General features: G+C 60.7%; 26 protein-coding genes. 15 read left to right on the forward strand and 11 right to left on the reverse strand.

Annotated elements, in window-relative coordinates; translation table 11 throughout:
• Positions 1 to 40 precede the first annotated feature (40 nt).
• The 3 genes from PQU92_RS06370 to PQU92_RS06380 form a co-directional block, all read right to left on the reverse strand.
• Complete coding sequence (locus tag PQU92_RS06370) at positions 41 to 1,159, reverse strand: AGE family epimerase/isomerase (protein ID WP_272747379.1); 1,119 nt, start codon at positions 1,157 to 1,159, stop codon at positions 41 to 43.
• Between the two features lie 62 nt (positions 1,160 to 1,221).
• Positions 1,222 to 2,208 (reverse strand): serine/threonine dehydratase, encoded by a 987-nt coding sequence (locus tag PQU92_RS06375; protein ID WP_272747380.1) that lies wholly within the window; start codon positions 2,206 to 2,208, stop codon positions 1,222 to 1,224.
• 3 nt (positions 2,209 to 2,211) lie between these two features.
• Positions 2,212 to 3,165, reverse strand: coding sequence for an NUDIX domain-containing protein (locus PQU92_RS06380; protein ID WP_272747381.1), 954 nt, complete (start codon positions 3,163 to 3,165; stop codon positions 2,212 to 2,214).
• Positions 3,166 to 3,369: 204 nt separating this feature from the next.
• Here PQU92_RS06380 and PQU92_RS06385 point away from each other — a divergent pair, with 204 nt between their 5' ends.
• The 7 genes from PQU92_RS06385 to ptsN all read left to right on the forward strand — a co-directional run bounded on the left by PQU92_RS06385 (position 3,370) and on the right by ptsN (position 9,186).
• Complete coding sequence (locus tag PQU92_RS06385) at positions 3,370 to 3,990, forward strand: ribonuclease D (protein WP_272747382.1); 621 nt, start codon at positions 3,370 to 3,372, stop codon at positions 3,988 to 3,990.
• A gap of 12 nt (positions 3,991 to 4,002) precedes the next feature.
• A complete protein-coding gene (lptC, locus tag PQU92_RS06390) occupies positions 4,003 to 4,674 on the forward strand; it encodes an LPS export ABC transporter periplasmic protein LptC (RefSeq protein WP_272747383.1) in 672 nt (223 codons plus the stop codon).
• 44 nt (positions 4,675 to 4,718) lie between these two features.
• Positions 4,719 to 5,258, forward strand: coding sequence for a lipopolysaccharide transport periplasmic protein LptA (lptA, locus tag PQU92_RS06395; RefSeq protein ID WP_272747384.1), 540 nt, complete (start codon positions 4,719 to 4,721; stop codon positions 5,256 to 5,258).
• 4 nt (positions 5,259 to 5,262) lie between these two features.
• Positions 5,263 to 6,051 (forward strand): LPS export ABC transporter ATP-binding protein, encoded by a 789-nt coding sequence (gene lptB / locus PQU92_RS06400; RefSeq protein ID WP_272747385.1) that lies wholly within the window; start codon positions 5,263 to 5,265, stop codon positions 6,049 to 6,051.
• Between the two features lie 108 nt (positions 6,052 to 6,159).
• Positions 6,160 to 7,674, forward strand: coding sequence for an RNA polymerase factor sigma-54 (rpoN, locus tag PQU92_RS06405; protein ID WP_272747386.1), 1,515 nt, complete (start codon positions 6,160 to 6,162; stop codon positions 7,672 to 7,674).
• A gap of 253 nt (positions 7,675 to 7,927) precedes the next feature.
• A complete protein-coding gene (hpf, locus tag PQU92_RS06410) occupies positions 7,928 to 8,545 on the forward strand; it encodes a ribosome hibernation-promoting factor, HPF/YfiA family (protein ID WP_272747387.1) in 618 nt (205 codons plus the stop codon).
• Positions 8,546 to 8,715: 170 nt separating this feature from the next.
• Positions 8,716 to 9,186: a PTS IIA-like nitrogen regulatory protein PtsN gene (ptsN, locus tag PQU92_RS06415; protein WP_272747388.1), complete on the forward strand. Its 471-nt coding sequence runs from the start codon at positions 8,716 to 8,718 to the stop codon at positions 9,184 to 9,186.
• Here ptsN and PQU92_RS06420 read toward each other — a convergent pair.
• Positions 9,183 to 9,593: an Hsp20 family protein gene (locus PQU92_RS06420; RefSeq protein WP_272747389.1), complete on the reverse strand. Its 411-nt coding sequence runs from the start codon at positions 9,591 to 9,593 to the stop codon at positions 9,183 to 9,185. The two genes, ptsN and PQU92_RS06420, sit on opposite strands and share 4 nt — an antisense overlap.
• 114 nt (positions 9,594 to 9,707) lie before the next feature.
• Between PQU92_RS06420 and PQU92_RS06425 the strand changes: the two genes are divergently transcribed.
• Positions 9,708 to 10,175, forward strand: a complete 468-nt coding sequence (locus PQU92_RS06425; RefSeq protein ID WP_272747390.1) for a hypothetical protein — start codon at positions 9,708 to 9,710, stop codon at positions 10,173 to 10,175.
• Positions 10,176 to 10,258: 83 nt separating this feature from the next.
• Here PQU92_RS06425 and PQU92_RS06430 read toward each other — a convergent pair whose 3' ends face one another.
• Positions 10,259 to 11,164, reverse strand: a complete 906-nt coding sequence (locus PQU92_RS06430; protein ID WP_272747391.1) for a hydrogen peroxide-inducible genes activator — start codon at positions 11,162 to 11,164, stop codon at positions 10,259 to 10,261.
• Positions 11,165 to 11,296: 132 nt separating this feature from the next.
• On the opposite strand from PQU92_RS06430, the gene PQU92_RS06435 reads away from it, so the two are divergent.
• Positions 11,297 to 11,845: a peroxiredoxin gene (locus PQU92_RS06435; RefSeq protein ID WP_272747392.1), complete on the forward strand. Its 549-nt coding sequence runs from the start codon at positions 11,297 to 11,299 to the stop codon at positions 11,843 to 11,845.
• Positions 11,846 to 11,990: 145 nt separating this feature from the next.
• Positions 11,991 to 12,524: an alkylhydroperoxidase, AhpD family gene (ahpD, locus tag PQU92_RS06440; RefSeq protein WP_272747393.1), complete on the forward strand. Its 534-nt coding sequence runs from the start codon at positions 11,991 to 11,993 to the stop codon at positions 12,522 to 12,524.
• Here the strand turns inward: ahpD and rimO are convergent, their stop codons facing one another.
• The 3 genes from rimO to PQU92_RS06455 form a co-directional block, all read right to left on the reverse strand.
• Positions 12,525 to 13,937: a 30S ribosomal protein S12 methylthiotransferase RimO gene (rimO, locus tag PQU92_RS06445; RefSeq protein WP_272747394.1), complete on the reverse strand. Its 1,413-nt coding sequence runs from the start codon at positions 13,935 to 13,937 to the stop codon at positions 12,525 to 12,527.
• Positions 13,938 to 14,018: 81 nt separating this feature from the next.
• Positions 14,019 to 14,891 (reverse strand): hypothetical protein, encoded by an 873-nt coding sequence (locus PQU92_RS06450; protein WP_272747395.1) that lies wholly within the window; start codon positions 14,889 to 14,891, stop codon positions 14,019 to 14,021.
• Positions 14,892 to 14,893: 2 nt separating this feature from the next.
• Complete coding sequence (locus PQU92_RS06455; RefSeq protein ID WP_272747396.1) at positions 14,894 to 15,667, reverse strand: hypothetical protein; 774 nt, start codon at positions 15,665 to 15,667, stop codon at positions 14,894 to 14,896.
• A 216-nt stretch (positions 15,668 to 15,883) separates the two neighbouring features.
• Here PQU92_RS06455 and fsa point away from each other — a divergent pair, with 216 nt between their 5' ends.
• Together fsa and PQU92_RS06465 are read left to right on the forward strand one after the other, a co-directional pair.
• Positions 15,884 to 16,537 (forward strand): fructose-6-phosphate aldolase, encoded by a 654-nt coding sequence (fsa, locus tag PQU92_RS06460; RefSeq protein WP_272747397.1) that lies wholly within the window; start codon positions 15,884 to 15,886, stop codon positions 16,535 to 16,537.
• Entirely contained in the window at positions 16,537 to 16,977 is a 441-nt protein-coding gene (locus PQU92_RS06465; protein WP_272747398.1) for a type II toxin-antitoxin system RatA family toxin, read from the forward strand. Before fsa ends, PQU92_RS06465 begins: the two co-directional genes overlap by 1 nt.
• On the opposite strand, the gene glmM is transcribed toward PQU92_RS06465, so the two are convergent.
• Entirely contained in the window at positions 16,974 to 18,599 is a 1,626-nt protein-coding gene (gene glmM / locus PQU92_RS06470) for a phosphoglucosamine mutase (RefSeq protein WP_368407097.1), read from the reverse strand. The two genes, PQU92_RS06465 and glmM, sit on opposite strands and share 4 nt — an antisense overlap.
• A 185-nt stretch (positions 18,600 to 18,784) precedes the next feature.
• Here glmM and glmS point away from each other — a divergent pair, with 185 nt between their 5' ends.
• Complete coding sequence (gene glmS / locus PQU92_RS06475) at positions 18,785 to 20,623, forward strand: glutamine--fructose-6-phosphate transaminase (isomerizing) (RefSeq protein ID WP_272747399.1); 1,839 nt, start codon at positions 18,785 to 18,787, stop codon at positions 20,621 to 20,623.
• A 2-nt stretch (positions 20,624 to 20,625) separates the two neighbouring features.
• Here the strand turns inward: glmS and PQU92_RS06480 are convergent, their stop codons facing one another.
• Entirely contained in the window at positions 20,626 to 21,726 is a 1,101-nt protein-coding gene (locus PQU92_RS06480; RefSeq protein ID WP_272747400.1) for a hypothetical protein, read from the reverse strand.
• Between the two features lie 162 nt (positions 21,727 to 21,888).
• Between PQU92_RS06480 and PQU92_RS06485 the strand changes: the two genes are divergently transcribed.
• Positions 21,889 to 22,479 (forward strand): thymidine kinase, encoded by a 591-nt coding sequence (locus tag PQU92_RS06485; protein ID WP_272747401.1) that lies wholly within the window; start codon positions 21,889 to 21,891, stop codon positions 22,477 to 22,479.
• A gap of 140 nt (positions 22,480 to 22,619) precedes the next feature.
• Positions 22,620 to 23,612, forward strand: a complete 993-nt coding sequence (locus tag PQU92_RS06490; protein WP_272747402.1) for a class 1 fructose-bisphosphatase — start codon at positions 22,620 to 22,622, stop codon at positions 23,610 to 23,612.
• A gap of 105 nt (positions 23,613 to 23,717) precedes the next feature.
• On the opposite strand, the gene PQU92_RS06495 is transcribed toward PQU92_RS06490, so the two are convergent.
• Positions 23,718 to 24,815: an NAD(P)/FAD-dependent oxidoreductase gene (locus PQU92_RS06495; RefSeq protein ID WP_272747403.1), complete on the reverse strand. Its 1,098-nt coding sequence runs from the start codon at positions 24,813 to 24,815 to the stop codon at positions 23,718 to 23,720.
• Positions 24,816 to 24,870: the final 55 nt, after the last annotated feature.

Here is a 24,870-nt window from a genome sequence, read left to right on the forward strand (position 1 = left end):
CCGGATCGCTCATGACGACCCGGCGTTAGAACTATAGGGCTTATATCGCGACGCTCAGCATCTCATCGATACCGCAGATAATATGATAGAGGCTCGACGCCGGGGCCGGCTCCACGACGAACGACCCGTCGGGATTCATCTTATCGAGATAAAGTCCTTTAATGTCAGTCGATAGATAAAGCTCAAGCCCTTCGGCGCCCTTGATCAGGGTCTCGACATAGCCCACCTTATCTTCCGGCGTAGCGGCGATGGATTGCAGGGCGACATAGGCCTTCATACGCTCGGTCTGAGCCCACAGGCGGGCCTTTTTATCCTTGGGCGAAAAGTCGTCCCACAGCTCAAACACCGTGACGTTGCGATCGTGGTCGGTACCGAAGTCCTCGGCGATCTCGACCAGACGCTTGGCCGGGGCGATGAACTTATCGTCGCCCGAAATCTGCGCCCAGCGCACCAGCAGCCACGCCCATTCGAACTGATGGCCCGGTTCGATGATACGGCCCATCTCGCCTTCCAGCGGGTTCCAGTCGCCGTCGAAATATTCGCGCAGGCTGCCGTTTTCCGGGTGAAGGAACTTGTCGAGGCACAGGGCGGCGATCTCGGCGGCGATATCCTTCCAGACGCTGTCGCCCCCGGCTTCGATCCAGGCCAGCGACGCCTCGAACATGTGCATGTGCGGGTTGGTCTTCAGCGGCAGGGTGCGCGGATTGGCCTCTTCGAAGCCACGCACAGGGTGCTTATAGGTGGTCAGCAGCGTGTCGCGAATTTTGAGCGCCTTGGCTTCAAGAGATTTATCGTCCGGGCGCACCTTGAAGGCCGAGGCGTAGCCCAGCAGGGCAAAGGCATGGTCGTAGAAGTCGAACTCACCGCGCACCACGTCGCCATTCGGCGCCAGCACGGCATAGACCAGTCCGCCCGGCGCGGCTGCCGGACCCGACAGCCAGTTCAGGCCCGCATCGATGACCGAATCCGTCTCACCCTGATACCCCATCTTCTGTGCCAGCGCGTAGGAATAGACCTGACGGGCGGCGACCCGGGTACGGCGATTGACGTCGGCGGGCGTACCGTCAAGGTTCAGGGTCTCGTACACCCCACCTTTTGCCGTATCGAGGCCGACATCGCGCCACACCGGCAGAGCGCTGTCGAAGAGCCAGGTTTTCAAGTCAGCCTGCTTAGCCGCCAGGCGGGTGCTCAAATCAGTCATCAAAGCCTATCCTTAAAAAATCAGAGAGACGGAAAACGCTGTAAATAATCTCTCGTCCATATCTGCATTTGGGTCTCAGGCGCAATATTGCCGCCTGACAAAATCACCAGCACGGTGCGCGGCTGGTCCTGAGTCTTCAGCCAGCGTACCACCCCCGCCATGTTCATCGCCGAGGTCGGCTCGATGACCGACTTGAGCAGATGCGTCAGCCATTGCGTCCAGTAGAGAATCTCGTCTTCGGCAATTTCATAGAGTCCGTCGAGCTGTTTCAGATAATGCAGGGTACGCGGCGATACCGACAGGGTACGCACCCCGTCGGCAACCGTCATCGGCGTGTCGCTCAGCCTGACGATTTCGCCTGTACGCAGGGTCTGCGCCGCGTCGTTGGCGATCAGCGGCTCGGTGGCAAACACCTTCGCCTCGGGCCGCGCCAGCCGCGTGGCAAGAAACGTTCCCGACATCAGGCCGCCGCCGCCGCAGGGCGCAAAGACCGCGTCGGCCTCAACGCCGGCCTGCAGGGCTTCGAGGCACGCCGTCCCCTGACCGGCGATAACGTAAGGATTGTCGTAGGGGTGGATGAAAGCCGCCCCTGTATCGATCAGCCCGGCGACAGAAGCCTCGGCGATCTGCCGCGTCTCGGTGACCACCACCTCGGCGCCGCAGGCCCGGGTAGCGGCGATCTTGATGGCTGAGGCCTGCTTCGGGATGAAGATCGTCGCCTTAACGCCCAGTTCGCGCGCCGCATAGGCCACGGCCTGAGCGTGATTGCCCGAGGAAAAGGCACAGACCTCGGCGGGCAGACTCCCCTCTTCGCGCAGGCGCAACAGCGTATTCATCGCGCCACGCAGCTTGAACGCGCCGATCCTTTGCAAATTTTCCGCCTTGAAAACGATGCGGTGTCCCAACGCCCGATCCAGGGTCGCCGACGACAATAGCGGCGTGCGGTGCACCCGTCCGGCGATGCGCCCTTGCGCGTCGACAATGTCTTGCGGCACTACATCGGTCATCTGTCAGGCCTTATTAAGGAAATAGTCGAGGATCAGATAGTGGTCCTCGAACATATGTTTGCGCATATTGCGGGCGCAGTCGATCCCCGTCCATTTGGCCGCCGCCGCGTCGTCGCCCGCTATCAGTTCCGGCAGGTCGAGACCGCTCAGGTCGAACGCGAAGGCATGGGTAATCGTCCGCCCTCTGGCACTGCGCTGTGGCTGATCGAAGACGCGCTGCCCCGTGAGGTACGTGCGGCCCTCCTCCGGCGTCAGGCGAAGCCCGGTTTCTTCATGCAACTCCCGCAAGGCCGCCTCGAACAGAGTTTCATCCTGATCGAGGAACCCACCCGGCAAGGCCCATTGACCGCGCCCCGGCAGGCCGCCGCGCTTGACAAGCAGAACCTTGCCATCATGCCGGATGAAGGTATCGACGGTCACCATCACCGGCGGATAGGGCGCGGCGGCCCACTCCTGTTTATATTGGCGAATATAGGCGTGTTCTTCACGCAAGGCGGGAAAGGCCGGATCGGCAGCCACGTCGGCCATGATCCCGCGCGTGGTGTCCGAAACCTCCCCGAACGCCTGCCCTTCCAGCCACGCCGTGCGGATCGCGTCGCTTGCAACCTCGATGTCAGGCACCGGGTACAGCTTTGAGACCGACACGTCGCGATAGTCGCCATCGAAGACAAACAGCGCCGTCAGACGACCGTCACTCAGGCCCTCCAGCTGCGCCATTCGTTCCCCGGCGGTCAGAACCTCGGGCACGGCCACGGCGTCGAAGCCCTCGGCGCGGATAATGGCCAGACGCTCCGTCATCGTAAAGGGGTAGCGCGCCGAGCGCGGCATGTCGTCGCCGACCACAACCACCCGAACCCGGTCGGCCAGAGAGGCCACTGAGGCAATGGCGTGACGATGTGCGTCGCAGAATGGCTGGAAACGGCCTATGACCAGCAACAGGTCGTAACGATCGGACATGACGGATCTCCCTCCCCCTCACGTCAAGCACACGCGCCGCGCCGACGCAACACGGATTCGCCCGCCAGCGACGACAGGTTTATGGTCCCTGACGGCGGTGGCGATTGACGCGCCGCATGTCTTGGCTTAGGCCATAAGTTATTGTTTCGCGTGATCTGACCACGCTGTTTTTACCCTGTACCGATTTTCCGGAGGACCACCGGCGTGACCATCCACTACCACGAGGGCGACCTGCCCGCCGATCTCGATCTGGGCGCCGTCGTCGCCATCGATTCCGAGACCATGGGCCTGCGCTTCCGCCGCGACGACCTGTGCGTCGTGCAACTGTCCGCCGGCGACGGCGACGCGCACGTGGTGCGGCTGAACCGTCCGGCCTATGACTGCCCCCATCTCAAGGCGCTGCTGACCGATCCTGCCGTCCTCAAGCTGTTTCATTTCGGCCGTTTCGACATCGGCATGTTCGAACTGCACCTGGGCGTCACCACCGCGCCGGTCTATTGCACCAAGATCGCCTCGAAACTGGCGCGCACCTATACTGACCGCCACGGGCTCAAGGATCTGGTGCGCGAACTGATCAGCGTCGACATTTCCAAGGCCCAGCAAAGCTCGGACTGGGGGGCCGCGACGCTGACGCCCGAGCAGCTGGCCTATGCGGCCTCGGACGTCCTGCACCTGCACGCCTTGAAAAACCGGCTGGATTACATGCTGGAACGCGAAGGCCGGGCCGCTCTGGCGCAAGCCTGTTTCGACTTTTTGCCGCAGCGCGTCAAACTGGATTTGGCAGGTTGGGAAGATACTGATATCTTCGCGCATTCCTGGAGCTAAGAGAGCCCCCATATGCCGCAGGCCACCGACCCTCTTCTGCCCGCCGACTTCGATCAGAGCGCGTCCATGCACCGCCTGAGCCAGCAGGCTGTGGCGTGGAAAAAGCGGTCGCGCAAGATCGCCCGCCTGCGTCTGTTGTTCCCGGCGCTCATCATCGGCCTGGTTGTGGTGATGGTCGTGTGGATCATCGTCCAGAGCATCATCAATTCGATGAACGTCTATAATGCGACGGGCGACGACATCCGCATGACCAACCCGCTTTATATGGACCGTAACGACAACGGTAACCGCTTCGAGCTGCGCGGGCTGGAGGCGGTGCGCAAGGGCCGCAATTCCTCGACCGTCCTGCTCACCGCGCCGCGGCTGGAAATCCGTTCCGAAAACAACCGTCCGTCCTATCTCGAAGCGGCCTCCGGCGTCTATGACGATCAGAAACGCACCTTCCAGATCAACAAGGACGTCCGTCTGCGGTCCGGTGGCGGGTTCACGCTGAAAACGCAGGCCGCCAGTGTCGACCTGCAACGCTCCGTCGTCATCGGCAATGCGCCGGTCGAAGGCGAATGGGCCAGTGGTCGCGTGACCGGTCAGTCGTTCCGCGTCGAAGACAATGGTAACCGCGTAATATTCAAGGGCAAGGGCAACCTACAGGTCGCCGGCACCCTGTCCGGCCAAACGGCGGATTAACCCGATATTTTTTGAGGCCAGATATGTTTTTGAGGATTGTGGCTATGACGTTTAAGATCAGGATGATTGCCGCCATCACCGCCAGCCTTGGACTGACCGCAGTCCTCGGCGGTGCGGCCCATGCGCAGTTCGTGGCAACGGCGGACAAGCCCATTTCCTATGTGGCGGACACCATGGACGCCGACAATAGCCGGCACGTGGTGACCTTTTCGGGCCGCGTCCAGTTCCTTCAGGACGACAGCCGTCTCAACGCCGACGGCGTCCGCGTCAACTATGCTCAGAACCCGGCCACCGGCAAATGGGACGAAGTCTCCACCGTCGAGGCGACCGGCAACGTCTATTACGTTGTCGGCGATCAGGTGATGACCGGCGGCAAGGCGGTCTATACCAAGAGCACCGACACTCTGGTCCTGAGCGGCGACGTGGTCCTCAAACAGGGGCAGAACGTCATGCAGGGCAACCGCCTCGTCTATAATGTCGGCGCCGGCAAATCGAGCATGGACGGCGCACCCACCGGCGGCAGCAAGGGCCGTGTGCGCGGCGTCTTCTATCCCGAATCCCAGCCCGCGAAGAAGAAGCCCTGATCCAATGGCCACGCTTAACCTATCGGCGGCCCCGGCCGTGAACGGCGCGCCGTTCGACTCGCTTCCCGACGCCGCCAACGGCCTGCGCGTCGAGGGCATCGGCAAGTCCTACAAGGACCGCGCCGTCGTCAAGACCGCCTCCCTGTCCCTGCGCCGCGGCGAAGCGGTGGGCCTGCTCGGCCCCAACGGCGCGGGCAAGACCACGTGCTTCTATATGATCACCGGTCTGGTCGAGCCCGACTACGGCCGGATCAGCCTCGATGGCCACGATATCACCAACCAGCCCATGTACCAGCGCGCGCGCATGGGCCTGGGCTACCTGCCGCAGGAATCGTCCATCTTCCGCGGCATGACGGTCGAGCAGAATCTTCTGGCGGTTCTGGAACTGCGCGAAAAGAGCAAGGCCAAGGTCGATGCCGAGGTGTCGCGCCTGCTCGAAGAACTGCATATCACCCATATCCGCAAATCGCCCGCGACGGCCCTGTCCGGCGGGGAACGCCGCCGGGTGGAAATCGCCCGCGCCCTGGCCGGTAATCCTTCTTTCATCCTGCTGGACGAACCCTTCGCCGGGATCGATCCGCTGGCCATCGCCGATATTCGCGACGTGATCGGCTACCTCAAGGCGCGCGGCATCGGCATCCTGATCACCGACCACAATGTCCGTGAAACCCTCGATATCATCGACCGCGCTTCGATCATCCATTCGGGCGAAGTGCTGTTCGAAGGTACGCCGGACGAAATCCGCCATAACCCCGAAGTCCGTCGGGTCTATCTGGGCGAAAGCTTCGCCTAAGCGCATCCCAAAAAGTGTTCAGCGGTTTTTGGGCCAGATGCGCGACGAATAATATCGTTCTTTCAGCGGTTAACCTTATTTAAGGTGTTAACGTTTAGCGTCGCTTCCATGTCATTAGGGCAACGCTTAGAAATCAGACAGGGGCAGGGGCTGGTCATCACGCCCCAGTTGCAGCAGGCGATCAAGCTTCTGCAATTGTCGAACCTTGAGCTGGAAGCGGTCGTCGAGGCCGAGCTTGAGCGCAACCCTCTGCTCCAGCGTGAAGACGGTGATCCGGTCGGCGATTCGCACGAGGCCGACGCCCCGGAAACCCCTCGCGAAGATAGGGGTGAGCTGGAACTGACCGACCGCGATACGGCGCAGGCCAATTCCGACATGGACGCCTCGTCCGGCGACATCTATGGCGACGACGAACCCACCGTGCGCGAACGCGAGCCTTCGAGCGCCGATATGGGCGATGGCCCGATGGTCGACTGGAGCCGCGCCGGCAAGAGCGGCGGCTTCGACGGCGACGATGAGACGCTTGAGCGCGCCCTGAAACGCGAAAAATCCCTCGGTGAACACCTGACCGATCAGGCCCTGATCGCCGGCTTCACGCCACCGGAAATGGCCGTGGCGCAGATCCTGATCGATGGCGTCGACGAAGGCGGTTATCTGCGCGCCGACCTCAGCGAGATCGCCGAGCGCCTCGGCTGCGACATGGCCCTGATCGAGCGTGTGCTCGGCGTCTGTCAGGGGTTCGAACCGACCGGCGTCATGGCCCGGTCGGTGCCGGAATGCCTGAAACTGCAACTGATCGAACGCAACCGCTTCGATCCGGCGATGGAAGCCCTGATCGAGAATCTGGAGCTTCTGGCCCGTCGCGACCTCAGCGCGCTGCGCAAGGTGTGCGGTGTCGACGACGAAGACCTGACGGAGATGATCCGTGAACTGAAAGCCCTGACGCCGCGCCCCGGCGCCGCCTTCGGGGCCGAACCGTCGTCAGGCGTCGTACCCGACGTCTTCGTGCGTCAGGACCCGTCCGGCGGCTGGCGCGTCGACCTCAACAGCGACACCCTGCCCCGCGTCCTGATCGATCAGAAATACCACGCCAAGGTGTCGGGTTCGGCCCGTTCCGCCGACGAAAAGACCTATCTGACCGAATGCCTGAACCAGGCCAACTGGCTGATCAAGAGCCTCGATCAGCGCGCCCGGACCATCCTCAAGGTGTCGTCGGAAATCGTGCGTCAACAGGACGGCTTCTTCGTCTATGGCGTCGAATATCTGCGCCCCCTGAACCTCAAGACGGTCGCCGAGGCCGTCGGCATGCACGAATCGACCATTTCGCGCGTCACGACCAATAAATATATCGCCACCCCACGCGGCGTGTTCGAGTTGAAATTCTTCTTCACCTCGTCGATCAATTCCTCGGACGGCACTTCGGCCCATTCGGCCGAGTCCGTCCGTCACAAGATCAAGTCACTGATCGACGGCGAAAAGGTCTCCGGCGAAATCCTGTCCGACGACCGGATTGTCGAAATCCTCAACGAGGCCGGGGTCGATATCGCCCGCCGCACGGTTGCCAAGTATCGCGAAGCCCTGCGCATCCCCTCATCGGTCGAACGCAAGCGCCAGAGCCGTTAATCCGAGCTCATACCACATCAAATATCGATTGCATCGCGATGCGTGATTTTTCCTATAATAATCAAGGTGAATGGTGCGCTTTTTAGGCGCAGTCCCTACACAATATCTTGATTGGGCATCTGGGCTCATAGGCGTACAGTCAGGTGTCCCCGCCGTATCCGGTCCAATGCCGGATCGACGGGTGCCGTTGCCGCCGACCCCTCCAGATCGGCGGCCTGGTTCTTTTTTGGTAAGAACGGAGCGACATATCGCTATGCAAATCCAAGTCAACGGAAAACAGGTCGAAGTCGGTGCTGCCCTCAAGGAGCGCATCGAAACGGAACTCAATGCCGGCGTCACCAAGTATTTCGACCGCGAAGGCGGCAATGCCGAGGTGACCATCTCCAAGCAGGGCCATCTGTTCAAGGCCGACTGCTGGGTGCGGCTGGCCTCGGGTCAGACCCTGGTCTCGCACGCCTTCGGCGGCGATGCCCACGCGGCCTTCGACGGCACGCTCGACAATATGGAAAAGCGCATCCGCCGCTATAAGCGCCGCCTCAAGGACCATCACCCCACCAACCTGCCGACCAAACACGAAATGGCACCCCTGACGGTCATTCAGGGTTACGATGTCGAGGACGAAGACGATATCGACGACGGCATGGATCACGCCAGCGACCCGCAACCGATGGTCATCGCCGAAACCGAAGCCCCGATCCGCACCTTAAGCGTGTCTCAGGCGGTGGCGGAACTGGATCTGTCCAACTATCCCGTGATCATGTTCCGCAATGCCAAGCATGGCGGCCTGTCGGTCATCTATCGCCGCCCCGACGGTAATATCGGCTGGATCGACCCCGAGCGGACCAGCGCCAAGCTGGCGAAAAGCGCTTAGTGCGCGCCTATATAAGATAAGAAACCGATGAAAGCGGACTTCGGGCACGGTTGACTTGGGTTAACCGTGCCTGTAAGGGCTTGCGCGGTCGCGTATCGCCGGTACGGGTGCGCCCGTCGGCCACTGACCGCGCAGCGCGTCTGCGTCCGCTTGTAACCTATGGATGTGTAATGTTCCTTACTGACGTGCTGGAACGGAACGGCGTCGCCGGACCGGTCAGCGCCAACTCCAAGCGCCACGCCCTGCAAACCGTTGCCGAACTGGCCGAACGGGGCCTCGGGATAGATTCCGATATCATTTTTCAAGGCCTTATGGACCGCGAGAAGCTCAGCTCGACCGGCGTCGGTTTGGGTGTAGCCGTGCCGCACGCGGCGCTCAAGGGCCTGACGCGGATGCACGGAGTCTTCGTGCGTCTGGATACCCCGGTCGATTTCGAATCCATCGACGACGTGCCGGTGGACCTGATCTTCGCGCTATTCGCCCCCGAAGACGCCGGGTCCGAGCACCTGCGCGCCCTGGCCAAGGTCTCACGCGTCCTGCGTCAGAAATCCCTGCGCGACGCTCTGCGTCAGGTCGACAATGCCGACGCCCTCTATGCGTTGCTCAATCAGGATCACGCGCAAAGCACCAGCGCGGCTTAATGACTAATCGGAATGATGCGCACCTCGTCCGACGGCTCCGGCCGGTTCAGGTCGATATGCAGCAGACCATGCTCAAGCCGTGCGCCCGACACTTCGAATCCCTGCGCCACCACAAAACTGCGCGAAAAACCGCGCTGGGCTATGCCGCGATGAATGAAGTCGCGGGGCGCACCGTCGTCCTTGTCTTTCATCACCTGCAGGGTCAGATGCGAGCCCTGCAATGACAATTGCAGTTGATCGCGCGTAAAGCCGGCCACCGCGATCGACAGACGCAGATGCGACGGACCAAGGGCCTCGACATTATAGGGCGGATAGTTGTCCGCCGTGCGGCTCACGCGCTCGATCAGCACCCGGGTCTCGTCGAACCCGAGCAGAAACGGACTGTCGAACACTACAAACCGGGACATATGGACCATCCGCACCGCACCTGTCGTGGATATGCGGTCTGCAACGGCACGGTTCAAGAGATATCCCGTAAATTGGCAGTGGATCGCCTCGTCATAAAAAGCTAGGTTCGCCGCATGAACCTGAACGACACGACCGAAGCCTCACTGATCGATGTGCAGTGGAGCGGTACGATACTCAATATCCATACTATTGGCCTGCTGCTGATCAGCCCGTTCTGGGGCGCGTTCATGCTGCTGGATGGTCAGGGCCTGACTCTTCTGGTCCTGGTGGTGTTGCTGGCGGGCATGATCGGTCTGTCGCTGGTCGCCAAACCCCTGTTCCGCTACGATCCGGACAAACGCCTGTTTATCGCGCCGGACAACCAGACCCTGCCGCTGGATCAGATCGACACCATCGAGATGGACGCCCGCGACATCTACTTCATTCCAAAGTCCCACACCCATGAAGGCTGGCATCTGTCGCAGCGCTGCTGGGTCCTGAGCCCCCGACGCGTCCTCAGGGCGCATGCCGAAACCTATGGCTGGCCGCTCAAGGACATTACCAATCCGGTGGTGCGCTTCGGTTGCTGGATCGTGCCTTAAGACCATAATCCTATTGGATCATGATCTTTAGTTTTATTACGCGTTTTATTCCAAAAAACCGCTTCGACCATAGCGGCAGAAGTTTAAGCCTTTAGCGTTTCTGCCAGTAGCTTTGCCTCTGGGGCGCGCGACGAACCGGCGCGCCAGATGACCACGATGTCGCGATAGGCCTGATCCCCCGTCAGCGGGCGCACGATCACCGTATTGTCGCTGAGCAGGCCCGATTGCGCCGCCATGGCCGGAAGCAAGGAGACGCCGAGGCCGGACCCCACCATCTGGACCAGCGTATTGAGCGAGGTCGCCGCGAAGCCGCCACTGAGCGACTGATTGACGTCCGACGCGCCAGGCGCGTTCCACTGACAGGCCGCCAGCGCGTGTTCGCGCAGACAATGCCCGTCTTCGAGCAGGATCAGTTCCTCGGATTTCAACGCTTCGGGTGTGATGGTGGCCTGTTGCGCCAGCGGATGACCGGCAGGCGTCGCCGCCAGAATCTCGTCCTTGCAGATGAAAACGTGATCGAGGCCGGTCAGATCGTAGGGCAGGGCGATGACGGCGGCGTCGAGCGCGCCGCTTTTCAGGCTGGCGATCAGGCGGGCCGTCTGGTCCTCGCGCAGGAACAGGCGCAGTTGCGGAAACGCCTCGCGCAGTTTCAGCAGCGCCTTGGGCAGCAGGAACGGTGCGACGGTCGGGATGACCCCCAGCCGGAACCGCCCGCTCAGGGGCCGCGTCGCCCCTTGTGCGGCTTCGACGAGGTCTTCGGCGCGCGCCAGAATATCCTCGGCGCGTTTGAGCGTCTCTTCACCGATGGCAGTCAGAATCACCTGACCACGCGCCCGGTCGATCAGCCGCACCCCCAGAACCTTTTCCAGTTCGCTGATGCCCGACGACAGGGCGGGTTGCGAGACGAAGGCGGCTTCGGCGGCGGCGACGAAACTTTTGTGTTCATTCAAAAGCTTCAGATACTGTAACTGACGGAGGGTCGGGAGCATGACAGTCATATAATCTAAATTTATATAAAATTCAAAAACAATTAATTAGATTTCTTCTCCAGTCCCGGCTATGAGCTTGCCATCGGCGCTTTCGAGATGACCGAAACCCTTTTTCAAAACGGAGAATTTCATATGATCGGTGTTGGCGAAACCCTGCCTGACTTCAAGATCGTCGGCGTAAAGCCCGGCTTCAACAACCACGAAGAAAACGGTGCCTCGGCCTTCGAAGAGGTCACCAAGGAATCGTTCCCCGGCAAGTGGAAAGTGATCTTCTTCTACCCGAAGGACTTCACCTTCGTCTGCCCGACCGAAATCGCCGCCTTCGCCCGTCTGGCCCGTGAATTCGAAGACCGCGACACCGTCGTCCTCGGCGGTTCGACCGACAACGAGTTCTGCAAGCTGGCCTGGCGTCGTGACCACGCCGACCTCAACAAGCTGCCGATCTATCAGTTCGCCGACAACGGCGGCGTCTTCGCCTCGGCGCTGGGTGTCCTCGATAAGAACGCCCACGTCGCCCTGCGCGCCACCTTCGTCGTCGATCCGGACAACACGGTTCAGCACGTCACCGTCAACGGCCTGAACGTCGGCCGTTCGCCGGAAGAAACCCTGCGCGTCCTCGACGGTCTGCAAACCGACGAACTGTGCCCGTGCAACCGTGCGGTTGGCGGCGCTACGCTCTAAGTAAAGAACTTCGGTTCCGATTGTGAATGGGGCGGCGTGTGTTTCGGCGTATGCCGCCCTTTTTGCGTCTAGTTTTTAGTCGCGCATCTGACTCCAAAAACCGCTGCACACTTTTTGGGATGCGCTTTGCTACAAGGATACCCCAATGTCTATCGACGCCCTGCGCGACCTGATTCCGGCCTATGCCAAGGACCTGTCGCTGAACCTGTCCTCGCTCGCTTCCGAGACCGTCCTGACCGATCAGCAGAAGTGGGGCACCTTCGTCGCCACCGCCTACGCCGTCGGTGTGCCGGAAGTGGTGCAAAACCTCGAAGCCGCCGCGTCCGCCAGCCTGACGCCGGAAGCGCTCAATGCCGCCAAGGCCGCCGCCGCCATCATGGGCATGAACAATGTCTATTACCGGGCGCTGCACCTGATGCACAATCAGGAATACGCCACCCTGCCGGCCAAGCTGCGCATGAACATCCTCGCCAATCCGGGCGCTCCTAAGGTCGATTTCGAGCTGTGGTCGCTGGCGGTGTCGGCGGTGAACGGCTGTGGCCTGTGCCTCGACAGCCATGAAAAGGTCCTGCGCGCCCACGACGTGACCAATGTTCAGGTGCAGGCCGCTCTGCGCATCGCCGCCACCGTCAATGCCATTTCGGCGGTGATCCGCGGTGAAAAGGCGGCCGGAGCTTAATTAAAACCGCGAAATGATCCGGTGCGTGCGGCCTGCCGGACGCGCGGTCGGGACACGGTTGAGCTTCATCAGCCCTTCCGGCTCGCCCCACAGGTCGTAGGCGTCGGCGCGCGTCACGCGGGCCTTAGCGAAATCACCGCTTTTCAGGCCGCTAAAGCCCTTGAGGTAGATGTGGCCGTCGATTTCGGGCGCATCACCCTTGGTACGCGCCACAGCCACGCCGTCGGCGCGGATATCGTCGACCAGCACATCCACCGTCTTGCCCACCTTGGCCTGCAGCTTTTGCGCCGAGATACGCGAGGCCACCGCCATGAAGCGGGCCAGGCGATCCTGCTTGACCTCTTCCGGCACGTGGTCAGGCAGATCACGCGCCGCAGCGCCCTCGACGTTCTCGTAGGCAAAGGCCCCGACGCGGTCGATCTGCGCCACTTCCAGCCAGTCAAGCAGCAGGTTGAAATCGGCTTCGGTCTCGCCCGGGAAGCCCACCACGAAGGTCGATCGCAGGGTCAGGTCCGGGCAGATTTCGCGCCAGCTCAGAATACGGTCCAGCGTCTTGTCCTGATTGCCGGGACGGCGCATGGCCTTGAGCACCTTGGGCGAGGCGTGCTGGAACGGGATGTCGAGATAGGGCAGAATCTTGCCTTCTGCCATCAGCGGAATGACGCTGTTCACGTGCGGATAGGGATAGACATAGTGCATCCGCACCCAGATGCCGAGTTCACCCAAACCCCGTGACAGGTCCTCGAATGAGGCCTTGTAATAGTCACCACGCCACTGCCCTTCGGCATAGCGGATATCGAGCCCGTAGGCCGAGGTATCCTGCGACACGACCAACAGCTCCTTGACGCCGTTCGCGGCCAGAATCTCGGCTTCGCGCAGGACGTCGGCCACCGGACGCGAGGCCAGATCGCCGCGCAGGGACGGAATGATGCAGAAGGAGCAGCGGTGATCGCAGCCTTCGGAAATCTTCAGATAGGCGTAGTGTTTCGGCGTCAACCTTACGCCCGGATCGTTTTCGGGTACTAAAGGCCGGAACGGATCGGGCTTGGCCGGGACGATGCGACGCACGGCGTCCATGACCTCGTCGTACTGATGCGCGCCGGTGACCGCCGCGACATTGGGGAAGCGTTCGCGGATCAGATCGGCCTCAGCCCCCAGACAGCCGGTGACCACCACCTTGCCGTTTTCGGCCAGCGCCTCGCCGATGGCGTTCAGGCTCTCGTCACGGGCGGAGTCGAGAAAGCCGCAGGTATTGACCACCACCACATCGGCCCCGGCATATTCCGCCGCCGTCGCATAGCCTTCGCCCTTGAGCTTGGTCAGGATGCGCTCGGAATCGACCAGCGCCTTGGGGCAGCCGAGCGAGACAAAGCCGACCTTGGGGGCATCGGACGTAGCGGAAGATTGAGACAAGACGGAACTCGTTTACAGCCGGGTGGGGGAGAAGCGCGGCGTCATACACGCAAATCCCCAGCTTGACCAGAAAAACCAGCCCTACTGCGCCATATTGAACTGAATGACGAGCATCTTGTCTGTACCCGACGCCGGAGCGTTATCACGCGAATTGCCGATTGAGGCGACTCGCAACAAAGGCTCGCCACCGTTCGGCGCATTACGCAACTGCCCCAGTACCGGTTGCGCTGTCGTCAGGGCCCGGTGCAGCGCGACCGATCTTTCCAGCGATAGGGCCTGCGCCGCACGACCTTCGGCGGTGAAGGCGTTGATGTTTGCAGTGGCCACAATAATGACCCCCGACATTTTCTGATCACTCTCGCAATTATTGGCCGGGGCACCATAGGCGAAACACGGTAGTCGTGCCGCCAGAGCCTTAGCGGTCTGCGCGATCATAGTCTGACCAACGGGGCTCAAATTAGCTGTACCCGGCGTGAAAAGCTTGTCGGCGTCGAACGCCGTGCTGCCATCGCTCAGGCTGACGGTCGCCTCGACCTGTTTTGATTGCAGGTCGCCGCTAAATCCAGCACTGAATCTGGCCTGCGTTGCGGCGATCTTCTGTTGCTTTTCATCGGCCGGATCGACCGGTTCGGTTGCGGAATAAGCGAAGCACCGCTTGTCAGCGCCGCTTCCGTCCTCGGTCAGGGCCTGCCCGGGTACGCAGACAACACGATTCTTATAGTCGACCTCCAGCATGACCGTCTTAGACTGAAGCGCCGTCGCCGTGCGCAGAAGCGCCGTCGTCTGCGCATCCTTCGCCGACGTCAGTTCAGTCGTGGTCGCCTGAAAATGCAGAGCGAAATAGGCCAGCATGATGATAAAGATGAATAGAACACCAACCATCAAGTCGGTCATCGACACATAATAGCTTTCGCCCTCTTCCAGTTCGTCAGCGCGACGGTGCCTGAAACGCATGATCAGGCCGCCTTCGAGGAGGCAAGCGCGATTTCGAGGCGCTTCAGGCTTTTGAGTTGCTCAAGCGAAACCTTTTCCGGCGGCATGAAGGTGACGCAGCCATCCAGTGTTACGAACAGGCTGGCTTCGACTGACTCGATGGACTTACGGCGGAAGCGCGCGACTACACGCAGGATGATGGATGCCAGAACCCCGGCAATCGAGGTCCAGAACTTGGTTGCGGCGATAGCCAGAAGCCCCATCAGGGCCGACTGCATGGCATCACCTCCACCCTTACCCGAAGCCATGGCGGCCGTGGCTTCCGATAGGGCCGCAACAATACCGAGAAACGTGACCACAAGGCCTACAGCAACCAGAATATTGGCCCACCATTCCAATGCGCGGGCAGGTTCATCAAGACGATCAAACGCCTCGGCTGCGCGAATCGAGGTCAGGAATCCTGTGCCCTCGTTGTCGACCAGTAAACTGCGATAATTAGCCCAACCTAACACGAGCGCCGCCGGCGCCTTGCCATTGTAGGCGGTACCGGAAAAGCGAATATCCAGTTTGGCAAACTGGTCGTGAAAAGCTTTGCGAGCCTGGCTACCCTGAAACCCCGCCAGGAGATTCCACCGATCGCGAATCTCCGTCAGCAGAGGCCGGTATTCGGTAAACCCCGAATAGACGATCAACCCAATGCCGAATAAAAGGATACCACCCGCCATGACGAGGGCAACCCCCGGCGATCCAAACAGGGTAACGACAAGGCCAGTGACAGGATCGAGTTTAGCGGTCATAAAGGTCTCCTGTCCCGACATTTGAAAAGCGGCTTCCCGGGATTTCTTGTCACCTGCGCCATGGCCGGTGCTGGCCACTTTGAATGTGCCTTGAAATATTTGAACCAACGCGCCCTATCTATGCGTTTGGACCGGCATTGGACAAGCCAAATAGACAAAAAACTTGGAAAAGACCTTACTGACCGATATAGACGCAAGGACATTCCGGAGATTTCCATGCTTATTTTTGCCGACACCGCCGACACCCAGTTGCTGGCCGAACTCAATGAGACGGGCCTGATCGACGGGGTGACGACCAACCCGACCATCATCGCCAAATCGGGGCGCAACATGGCCGAGGTGATCAGGGAAATCTGCGATATCGTCGACGGCCCGATCTCCGCCGAGGTCGCCGCCACCGAATTCCGTCAGATGGTCGCCGAGGGTGAAAAGCTGGCTCAGATCGCCGACAATGTGGTCATCAAGGTGCCGCTGACCGTCGACGGCCTCAAGGCCACCAAGGTCTTTTCCGAACAGGGCCTGATGACCAATGTCACCCTGTGTTTCTCGGTGACGCAGGCGCTTCTGGCGGCCAAGGCCGGAGCGACCTTCGTCTCGCCGTTCGTCGGGCGTCTCGACGACCGCGGCGAGGATGGGATGCAGTTGATCCGCGATATCCGTCAGGTGTTCAACAACTACGACTTCGAAACGGCCATTCTGGCGGCATCGCTTCGTAACACCACCCACGTCGCGCAGGCCGCCATCGCCGGTTCGGACTGCGCCACCCTGCCGCCCGCTGTCATTCAGGCCATGTTCCAGCACGACCTGACCGACAAGGGCTTAGAGACCTTCCTCGCCGACTGGGCCAAGACGGGGCAATCGATTCTGTAATGGCCAGCTTTCGTATCGAACGCACCCTGCCCTACCCGATCGATACAGTCTATCGGCTGGTCGGCGATATGGAACAGTACCCGGCCTTCCTGCCCGGCATCGCCGCCCTTGATGTGACTCCGCTCGCCGGGGACGCCGATAGCTTCGATGTCGATGTGAAAGTCGGCTGGCGGATGCTGACCGAGCGCGTACAACTGCGGTTGACGCGCGATCCTGAGGCGCAAACGATCCGCATGGCGCAGGTTAAGGGCCCTTGCCGCGCCTTGAGCGCCGACTGGCAATTTATACCACAGGGCGACGGTCAGACGATCATCACCGCCGATGTCGAGATCGATTTTAAAAATCCGATCCTGCGTGGGCTTTATCAGGCCAATCAGGAACGCCTGATCTTTCGCCTGATCGGCGCCTTTGAAGCCAGAGCCGCGGCCCTTTCAGCCTAGGCCGTCATTGCCCCGGCGATCTGCTCGACCACCGCCTTGACCTGAGCCGCATCGTCACCTTCGGCCATGACGCGGATCAGCGGCTCAGTGCCGGAAGGCCGCACCAATACCCGGCCCGAGCCTTTCAGCGCAGCCTCGCCGTCGGCGATGGCCTGCTTGACGTCGGCGCGGTTCAGCGGGCTGTCACCCGTAAAACGCACGTTTTTAAGCAGTTGCGGCACCGGCTCGAACTGACGCGCCAGCTCGCTCATCGGGCGTTCGGATTCCACCAGTACCGCCAGCACCTGCAAGGCCGCCATCAGGCCGTCGCCGGTCGTGGCGTGATCGAGCAGAATGACGTGGCCCGACTGCTCACCGCCAATATTGAAACCGCCGTCGCGCATCTTTTCCATCACGTAGCGGTCGCCGACCTTGGCGCGCTCAAGCCGCAGCCCCTTCGACGTCATCAGACGCTCAAGGCCGAGGTTCGACATGACCGTGGCGACCAGACCTCCGCCTTTCAACAGGCCCTTTTCGGCCCAACTTTGCGCGATGATGGCCATGATCTGATCGCCGTCGACGATCTGACCCTTTTCGTCGCAGATGACCAGCCGGTCGGCGTCGCCATCGAGCGCAATGCCGATATCGGCGCGCAATTCCTTGACTTTTTCGGCCATGGCCTGCGGCTTGGTCGAGCCGCACTTTTCGTTGATATTCAGACCGTCCGGCGACACGCCGATGGTGAAAATCTCCGCCCCCAGTTCATACAGCGCCGCCGGGGCCGTCTTGTAGGCCGCGCCATTGGCGCAGTCGATGACGATGCGCAGCCCCTTGAGGCGCAGGTGTTTCGGGAAGGTCGCCTTGGCGATTTCAATATAGCGGTATTGTGCATCATCGACGCGCTGCACGCGGCCCAGGGCGTGGGGTTCGGCGATGCCATCAAGAATATTGCCGTCCATGCGCGCTTCGATGGCCAGTTCGACCTCGTCCGACAGCTTGTAGCCGTCCGGGCCGAACAGTTTTATGCCATTATCAGCATACGGATTATGCGAAGCCGAGATCATTACCCCCAGATCGGCGCGCATCGACCTTGTCATCAACGCCACAGCCGGCGTCGGCAATGGCCCGAACAGGCGCACATCCATCCCCACCGAGGTGAAACCCGCGACCAGCGCCGGTTCGATCATATAGCCCGACAGGCGCGTATCCTTGCCGATCACCGCCAGATGCCGGCGGTTGTCCGACGACATGAACATCTTGCCCGCCGCCATGCCGAGGCGGTAGGCGATTTCCGCCGTCATCGGGAAGCTGTTGACCCGGCCGCGGATACCGTCGGTGCCGAAATATTTGCGCGTGCGGTTCAGTTCGGTCATGTGCGTCGCCAGTTCGTCGTTGCGATGTTTCAAAGGGTTGTAGCCGTAGCTGCTCAGGGTGTCGCGAAAGCCGGTCATCTTGGCGGTCACCAGCGCTATGAAGGCGGCTTCCAGCTTATCGACCGTCTCGGCGCGCGGGGCCTTGGTCTGACCCGACAGGGCGCGGAAGATGCTCGATTGCGCCAGCCCCGCCACGTCGGCCACTTCGCGGATGGAAATGCCGGTGGCGTTCAGCGCCGCCTGCAACCTTTCCCACTTTGTCTCGCTCATGCCGTCTCCCGAAAATACCGCTTCTTAACCGGTTTGTCGTAAAAGGACATAAAGGGTGACAGCGGATTTGAGACTCTTTCATAGCATTTGAAATATTAATCTGCTACTAAAAACACGCAATTTAACGCGATAGCCTTGTGCAGTATGGCATAGACCGCTCTGAAAAGGCTCACGGAGACGATCACATGTGCGGCATTATCGGTATTATCGGCACCTCCGAAGCGGCCCCGCGCCTGATCGAAAGCCTGAAACGGCTGGAATATCGCGGCTATGATTCCTCTGGCATCGCGGTCGTCACCGACACGGGCACCGAACGCCGCCGCGCCGCAGGCAAGATCCGCAACCTCGAAGCCGTGGTCGATGAAAGCCCCGTGTCGGGCACGGTCGGCATCGGCCATACGCGCTGGGCGACGCACGGCGCGCCGACGGTCGCCAACGCTCACCCGCACGCCTCGGGCAAGGTGACTCTGGTCCACAACGGTATTATCGAGAACTTCGCCGAGCTTAAGGCCGAACTGATCGACGCCGGTCACGTCTTTACGTCCGACACCGACACCGAGGTCATCGCTCACCTGTTCGACGCGACCCTGCAAACCGGCTTATCCGCTAAAGAGGCATTCAAAGTCGTGCTCGACCGTCTGCATGGCGCCTATGCCCTGGCCATCATCGTCGATGGCGAGGCACAAACCCTGTTCGGCGCGCGTCGCGGTTCGCCGCTGGTCGTCGGCTGGGGGGAGAACGAGATGTTCCTCGGCTCCGATGCGCTGGCCGTTGGGCCGTTCACCAACCGCGTCACCTATCTCGAAGAAGGCGACTGGGTCATCCTGTCGCACAACAGCGCTGACATCTACGACTCCAAAGGCTTCCGTGTAAATCGTCCGGTCGCGACCGTTTCGGCTTCGGCGGCACTGGTCGAAAAGGGCTCGTTCCGCCACTTCATGGAAAAGGAAGTCCACGAACAGCCCGAAAGCTGCCAGCGGACCTTCTCGGCCTATCTCGATCCGGTCGCCCAGAGCGTCAAGGCCGAGATCAAGGCCAGCGTCGATTTCACCCAAGTTACGCGCATTCAGATCATTGCCTGCGGCACCGCCTATTATGCCGGCTGCATCGCAAAATACGCGTTTGAAAAGATCGCGGGCCTGCCCGTCGATGTCGAGGTCGCCTCGGAATTCCGTTACCGCACCCCGGCCATGATGGCCGGGACGCTGGCCATGGCCGTATCGCAGTCCGGCGAGACCGCCGACACGTTGGCAGCGCTGCGCTGGTGCAAGGCCGAGGGCCTGCAAACTGCGGCGCTGGTCAATGTCCATACCTCGACCATGGCCCGCGAAGCCGACATCCTATGGCCAACCCATGCGGGACCGGAAATCGGCGTCGCCTCGACCAAAGCCTTCACGGCGCAGGTTTCGGCGCTCCTGTCGCTGGTCGTGGCGGCTGCCGCCCAGCGCGGTCGCATCGACGCCACTGAGGAAGCCCGCTTGGTACAGGTCCTGCTGGAAAGCCCCGGCCTGATCTCTCAGGCCCTGACTATGGATGCGGAAATCTTCAAGATGACCTTCGACCTGTCGCGCGCCCGCGACGTCATCTATCTGGGGCGCGGGGCCATGTACCCGTTGGCCTTGGAGGGCGCCCTAAAGCTGAAAGAGATCAGCTATATCCACGCCGAAGGCTATGCGGCGGGCGAACTGAAGCACGGCCCGATCGCCCTGATCGACGAAAACACCCCGGTCGTGGTTATCGCGCCGGACGATGAGCTGTTTGAAAAGACGGCCTCGAACGTGCAGGAAGTCGCCGCGCGCGGCGGTCGCGTCATCATGATCACTGACGCCCCGCAAAAGGTCCCGGCCCTGTCTGGCGATGCCGCGAAAACGCTGAAAATCGTCACCGGCCCGAGCTGCGACCCGTTCATCGCGCCGCTGGTCTATTCGGTGCCGATCCAGCTTCTGGCCTACCACACCGCCGTCCACAAAGGCACCGATGTCGACCAGCCGCGCAACCTCGCCAAGTCGGTGACGGTGGAATAGCCCTAGAACGGCGGCAAGCGGTTGAAATCCGGACTGAGCAAATCGGCGGGCGGCCTCACGTCCGCCGGTTTGAGGTGGCCGCGCCGGAAGCTCGTGGCCTTATCATCCCACTTGTCATAGATATTGTTGCTAACGTAACCTGAGCTAACGGCCAAAACGGCACTATCCCGCGTCACGCATCGATAAGAGTAACCGTGGTCATGGTCGTTGATTATCCAGACGCAGGATTCGCCCGCGATGGTTTCCGTCCGGCTCTTTTCACCCGACATCTCACGCGATAAAATGTCGTCTGTCTGGCGCTCGACGTTCACCTCGTAAATGCCTTGCGCATCCTGTCTGAGTTCGATCCGTGTACGACCGCTCGTATAGGTTCGGAAAACGGTACCATCTTCGTTGACCCTGTTTTCGATCTGATGATTGCCCAGCCGCCGTACCGTTTCGACCCATTTTTTGGTCTTTCGGCGAAAGGTATGCGCCTTGTCCAGCGTCACCTCGTAGTTGGGAGACGTGTCCGGCATGGCGGTCCAGTTGCCCCAGTTCGCCAGTTTGAAAAGTTTCTCCGGCGGTTTGACCTTCGTCAGGGACACCCTACGCCGCTCGATCCGAACAGCTCGGGCCACGACATCCTCACTACGCCCGACAAACCGCTTATACTGAACAATAAGCCCATCCTTCGTTAGGCAGAAGGTTTCGGTGTATTTGTCCTGCTCAACCTTCCAGCTGATGCAGCTTTCCCCTAAAATCGTGTCCGTCTGATCCGTTTGAACCCAGTCATGCGGTTTAGTCACGCGAAGGCGTTGAAAGCTTAGGGTGCCGCGCTCGGCCGTTATGGCGTCATTGAAAGTCCAGCTTTGTCCCGTCTTAAGGTTAGCGACGATTTGCTTATAACTATATCCCGCGAAGTTAGGATGGGTTTCCCGCACCCAGTCGCCTCTGCGCGTGACGATGAGGTGGTGAGGGATACCGGTCGTGATCTCCATTTCTATCACATGATCGACGGCGTCCGGCACGGCGTAGGTGACATCGGGCGGGCGATTAAAGCTGTGCGCCTGCGCCGGACCTGCACACACCACGGCCAATAGACCATACAGAAGTCGTTTCATATTCCCCCACTTTTTCCCATATTACTCCATCAAAGCAGCAACAGGAAGTTGCATACCTAATTATGCGGCATGATGGGCAAGCTTGCGTCAAATAGCGGGGCCTGATAGGTCGTTGCGGATAATTCCGCACCGAGACGAAAACGACCAGAAGGCCAGGGATTGATGTACGGAAAACTAACCGCCATTTGCGGCCCGATGTTCGCGGGCAAGACGACCGAATTGCTTAAGCGCATTCTCTGGGCGCGCAACGGCGAGGGCAAGGAGGTTCTGGTACTGAAAACCGCTTTCGACAACCGGTACTCGGACACGGAACTGGTCTCTCACGACGGACTGTCCGCTGATGCCAAGGCCATTTCACAGTTTGCCGAGGTCGCGGATCTGGTGCGTGACGCCGAAATGATCTGCCTAGATGAGATTCAGTTTTTCAGCGGCATGGACCTCGACGTGGCCGACTTTGTTTCCGATCTGCTGCATGCCGGGCGCGATGTCGTCGTCGCCGGTCTCGATACCAACTGGAAAGGCGAGCCTTTCGCCCCGACCGCACTGATGATGGCGATGGCCGACGAGGTGCTCAAGCTCAAAGCGCATTGTTCTATCTGTGGCCAGCCGGCTCAGAAGACTTTCAAAAAACACCAGGACGATCAGGAGATTGCCCTAGGGCATTCGGACATATACGAAGCGCGCTGCAACCGACATTGGATCATCGAAAAGCATCTATCGAAACCCGGTAGCACCCCCGACCCCACCGGTTGAAACTTGCGCCGAGGCGCGGTGACTGATAGGTCGTTGCGGCAATAATTCTAACTTTCAGTCGCGCATTCATTTCCAAAAACCGCCAAGACAGTATTTTGGCACTTTTTGGAATGCGCTCACATAATGCCGGACCTCATTTCATGACCCAGACCCCGAACACGCCCTTGGGCCAGTATCTCGATGCGGCGAAAACGCCGATCAGCCCCGAACTGAACCGCCTGATCCTCGCCATGGCTGCCTCGTGCGCCGAACTGAGCGACATCATCGGCACCAGTTCGCTGAACAATCTGCAAGGGGCGCTGGAGCAGGAAAACGTGCAGGGCGAGGTCCAAAAGAAGCTCGACGTGCTGTCGAACGAACTGTTCATCCAGCCGGAGCGCTGGCACGGCACGGTGGCGGGCATCGCCTCGGAAGAAATGGATACGCTGGTCCCGGTGGACGCCGACGGCGACTATCTGCTGATCTTCGATCCCGTCGATGGGTCGAGCAATCTCGACGTCAATGGCACGGTCGGCACGATCTTCTCGATCCTCGATGCGCCGAAAGCGGGCGACCTCAGCGAAGCCGACTTCCTGCGCCCCGGCACCGAGCAGGTCGCGGGCGGTTATGTGCTGTACGGCCCGGAAACCCTGATGGTCGTAACCTTCGGGCAGGGTGTGGCAGTCTTCGGGTATCATCGCCACAAGAACGAATGGCTGCTGATCCGCGATCAGGTGCAAATCCCCGCGACGACGCGCGAATTCGCCATCAACATGTCGAACCACCGCCACTGGGACGCGCCCGTCCAGCGCTATATCGATGAGTGCGTGGCCGGTAAGGACGGCGCGCGTGGTAAGGATTTCAACATGCGCTGGCTGGCCTCGATGGTCGGCGACGTGCACCGTATCATCACGCGCGGCGGCATCTTCATGTACCCGACCGATCGGCGCGAGAGCGGCAAGAACGGCAAGCTTCGGGTGCTGTATGAAGCCAATCCCATCGCCTTCCTGATCGAACAGGCGGGCGGCGCGGCGGTCAACGGGCCTGAGCGCATCCTCAGCCAGACGCCGCAAAAGCTGCACCAGCGCACGGGGGTTATCCTCGGCTCACGCGAAGAGGTCGAACGCGTACAGGCCTATTATACCGAAGCCTAGATATTTAGTCCCGGGCTTTGAAATTCGATACGAAAAACCCCGCCTCAGATCAGACTGAGGCGGGGTTTTCTGTTCCAACTAACGGGTGCGGGGGCGAGCCCCTGCTTACTTAACACCCAGCTTCTTCTGCAGGTCAGACGACGAGGTCGTGTACTGGAAGCGCAGCTTCTTGTCCGGATAGACGTAGCGGAAGACCTGCTGGGCGGCCAGCGCGCCTTCGTGGAAGCCCGACAGGATGAGCTTCAGCTTACCGGGATAGTAGTTGATATCGCCGATGGCGAAGATCTGCTTGGTCGAGGTCTCGAACTTCTCGGTATCGACGGGGATCAGGTTCTCGTGCAGGTTCAGGCCGAACTCGGCGACGGGCCCCAGCTTCATGGTCAGGCCGAAGAAGGGCAGGAAGGCATCGGCTTCGAGATGGATTTCGTTGCCGTCATTGTCCTCGACCGTCACGGCATCGAGTGCGTGGCCGGTTTCACCGCGCAGCGCCGTGGCCTGACCGATGACGAGGTCCATGGCACCCTCTTCGACCAGCTTGCGCATCTGAGCCACGGAGTGCGGGGCGGCGCGGAAGTCGTCGCGGCGGTGCATCAGGGTGACGCGTTCGGCGATGGGTTGCAGGTTCAGCGTCCAGTCGAGCGCCGAATCGCCGCCGCCGGAAATGACGATCTTCTTGCCGCGGAAGGCTTCCATCTTGCGCACGGCATAGTGGACACCGAGGCCCGCACCGAGATTCTCGAAACCGTCGATGCCGGGGATCGGCGGTTTTTTCGGCTGGAACGACCCACCGCCCGCCGCGATCAGGATGCAGCGCGCGACGATCGAGGTCTTCTGATCGGTCGTCACCTTCCACTTGAAGGTGCCGTCGTCCTGCTCCAGCTTTTCGACGGCGACGGCCATCTCACCGAGGTGATATTTCGCCCCGAACGGCGCGATCTGCTCCAGCAGGCGGTCGGTGATTTCCTGACCGGTGATGATCGGCCAGGCCGGGATGTCGTAGATCGGCTTTTCGGGATAAAGCTCGGCGCACTGACCGCCAACCTTGTCCAGAATGTCGATGACGTGAGCCTTGATATCGAGCAGGCCCAGTTCGAAAATGCTGAACAGGCCGACGGGGCCCGCGCCGATCACGACGACGTCGGTTTCCCACGACTGGCCCGCATCGAGCACTTCGATCGCGGCGGAAGGATTCGCGTCACTCATTTTTTTGTCTCCGAAACGCAAGGATTAGATTTATTAAACAAGGCATGCGGTATAT

The sequence above is a fragment of the Asticcacaulis aquaticus genome, from assembly GCF_028550415.1.
Taxonomy (GTDB): domain Bacteria; phylum Pseudomonadota; class Alphaproteobacteria; order Caulobacterales; family Caulobacteraceae; genus Asticcacaulis; species Asticcacaulis aquaticus.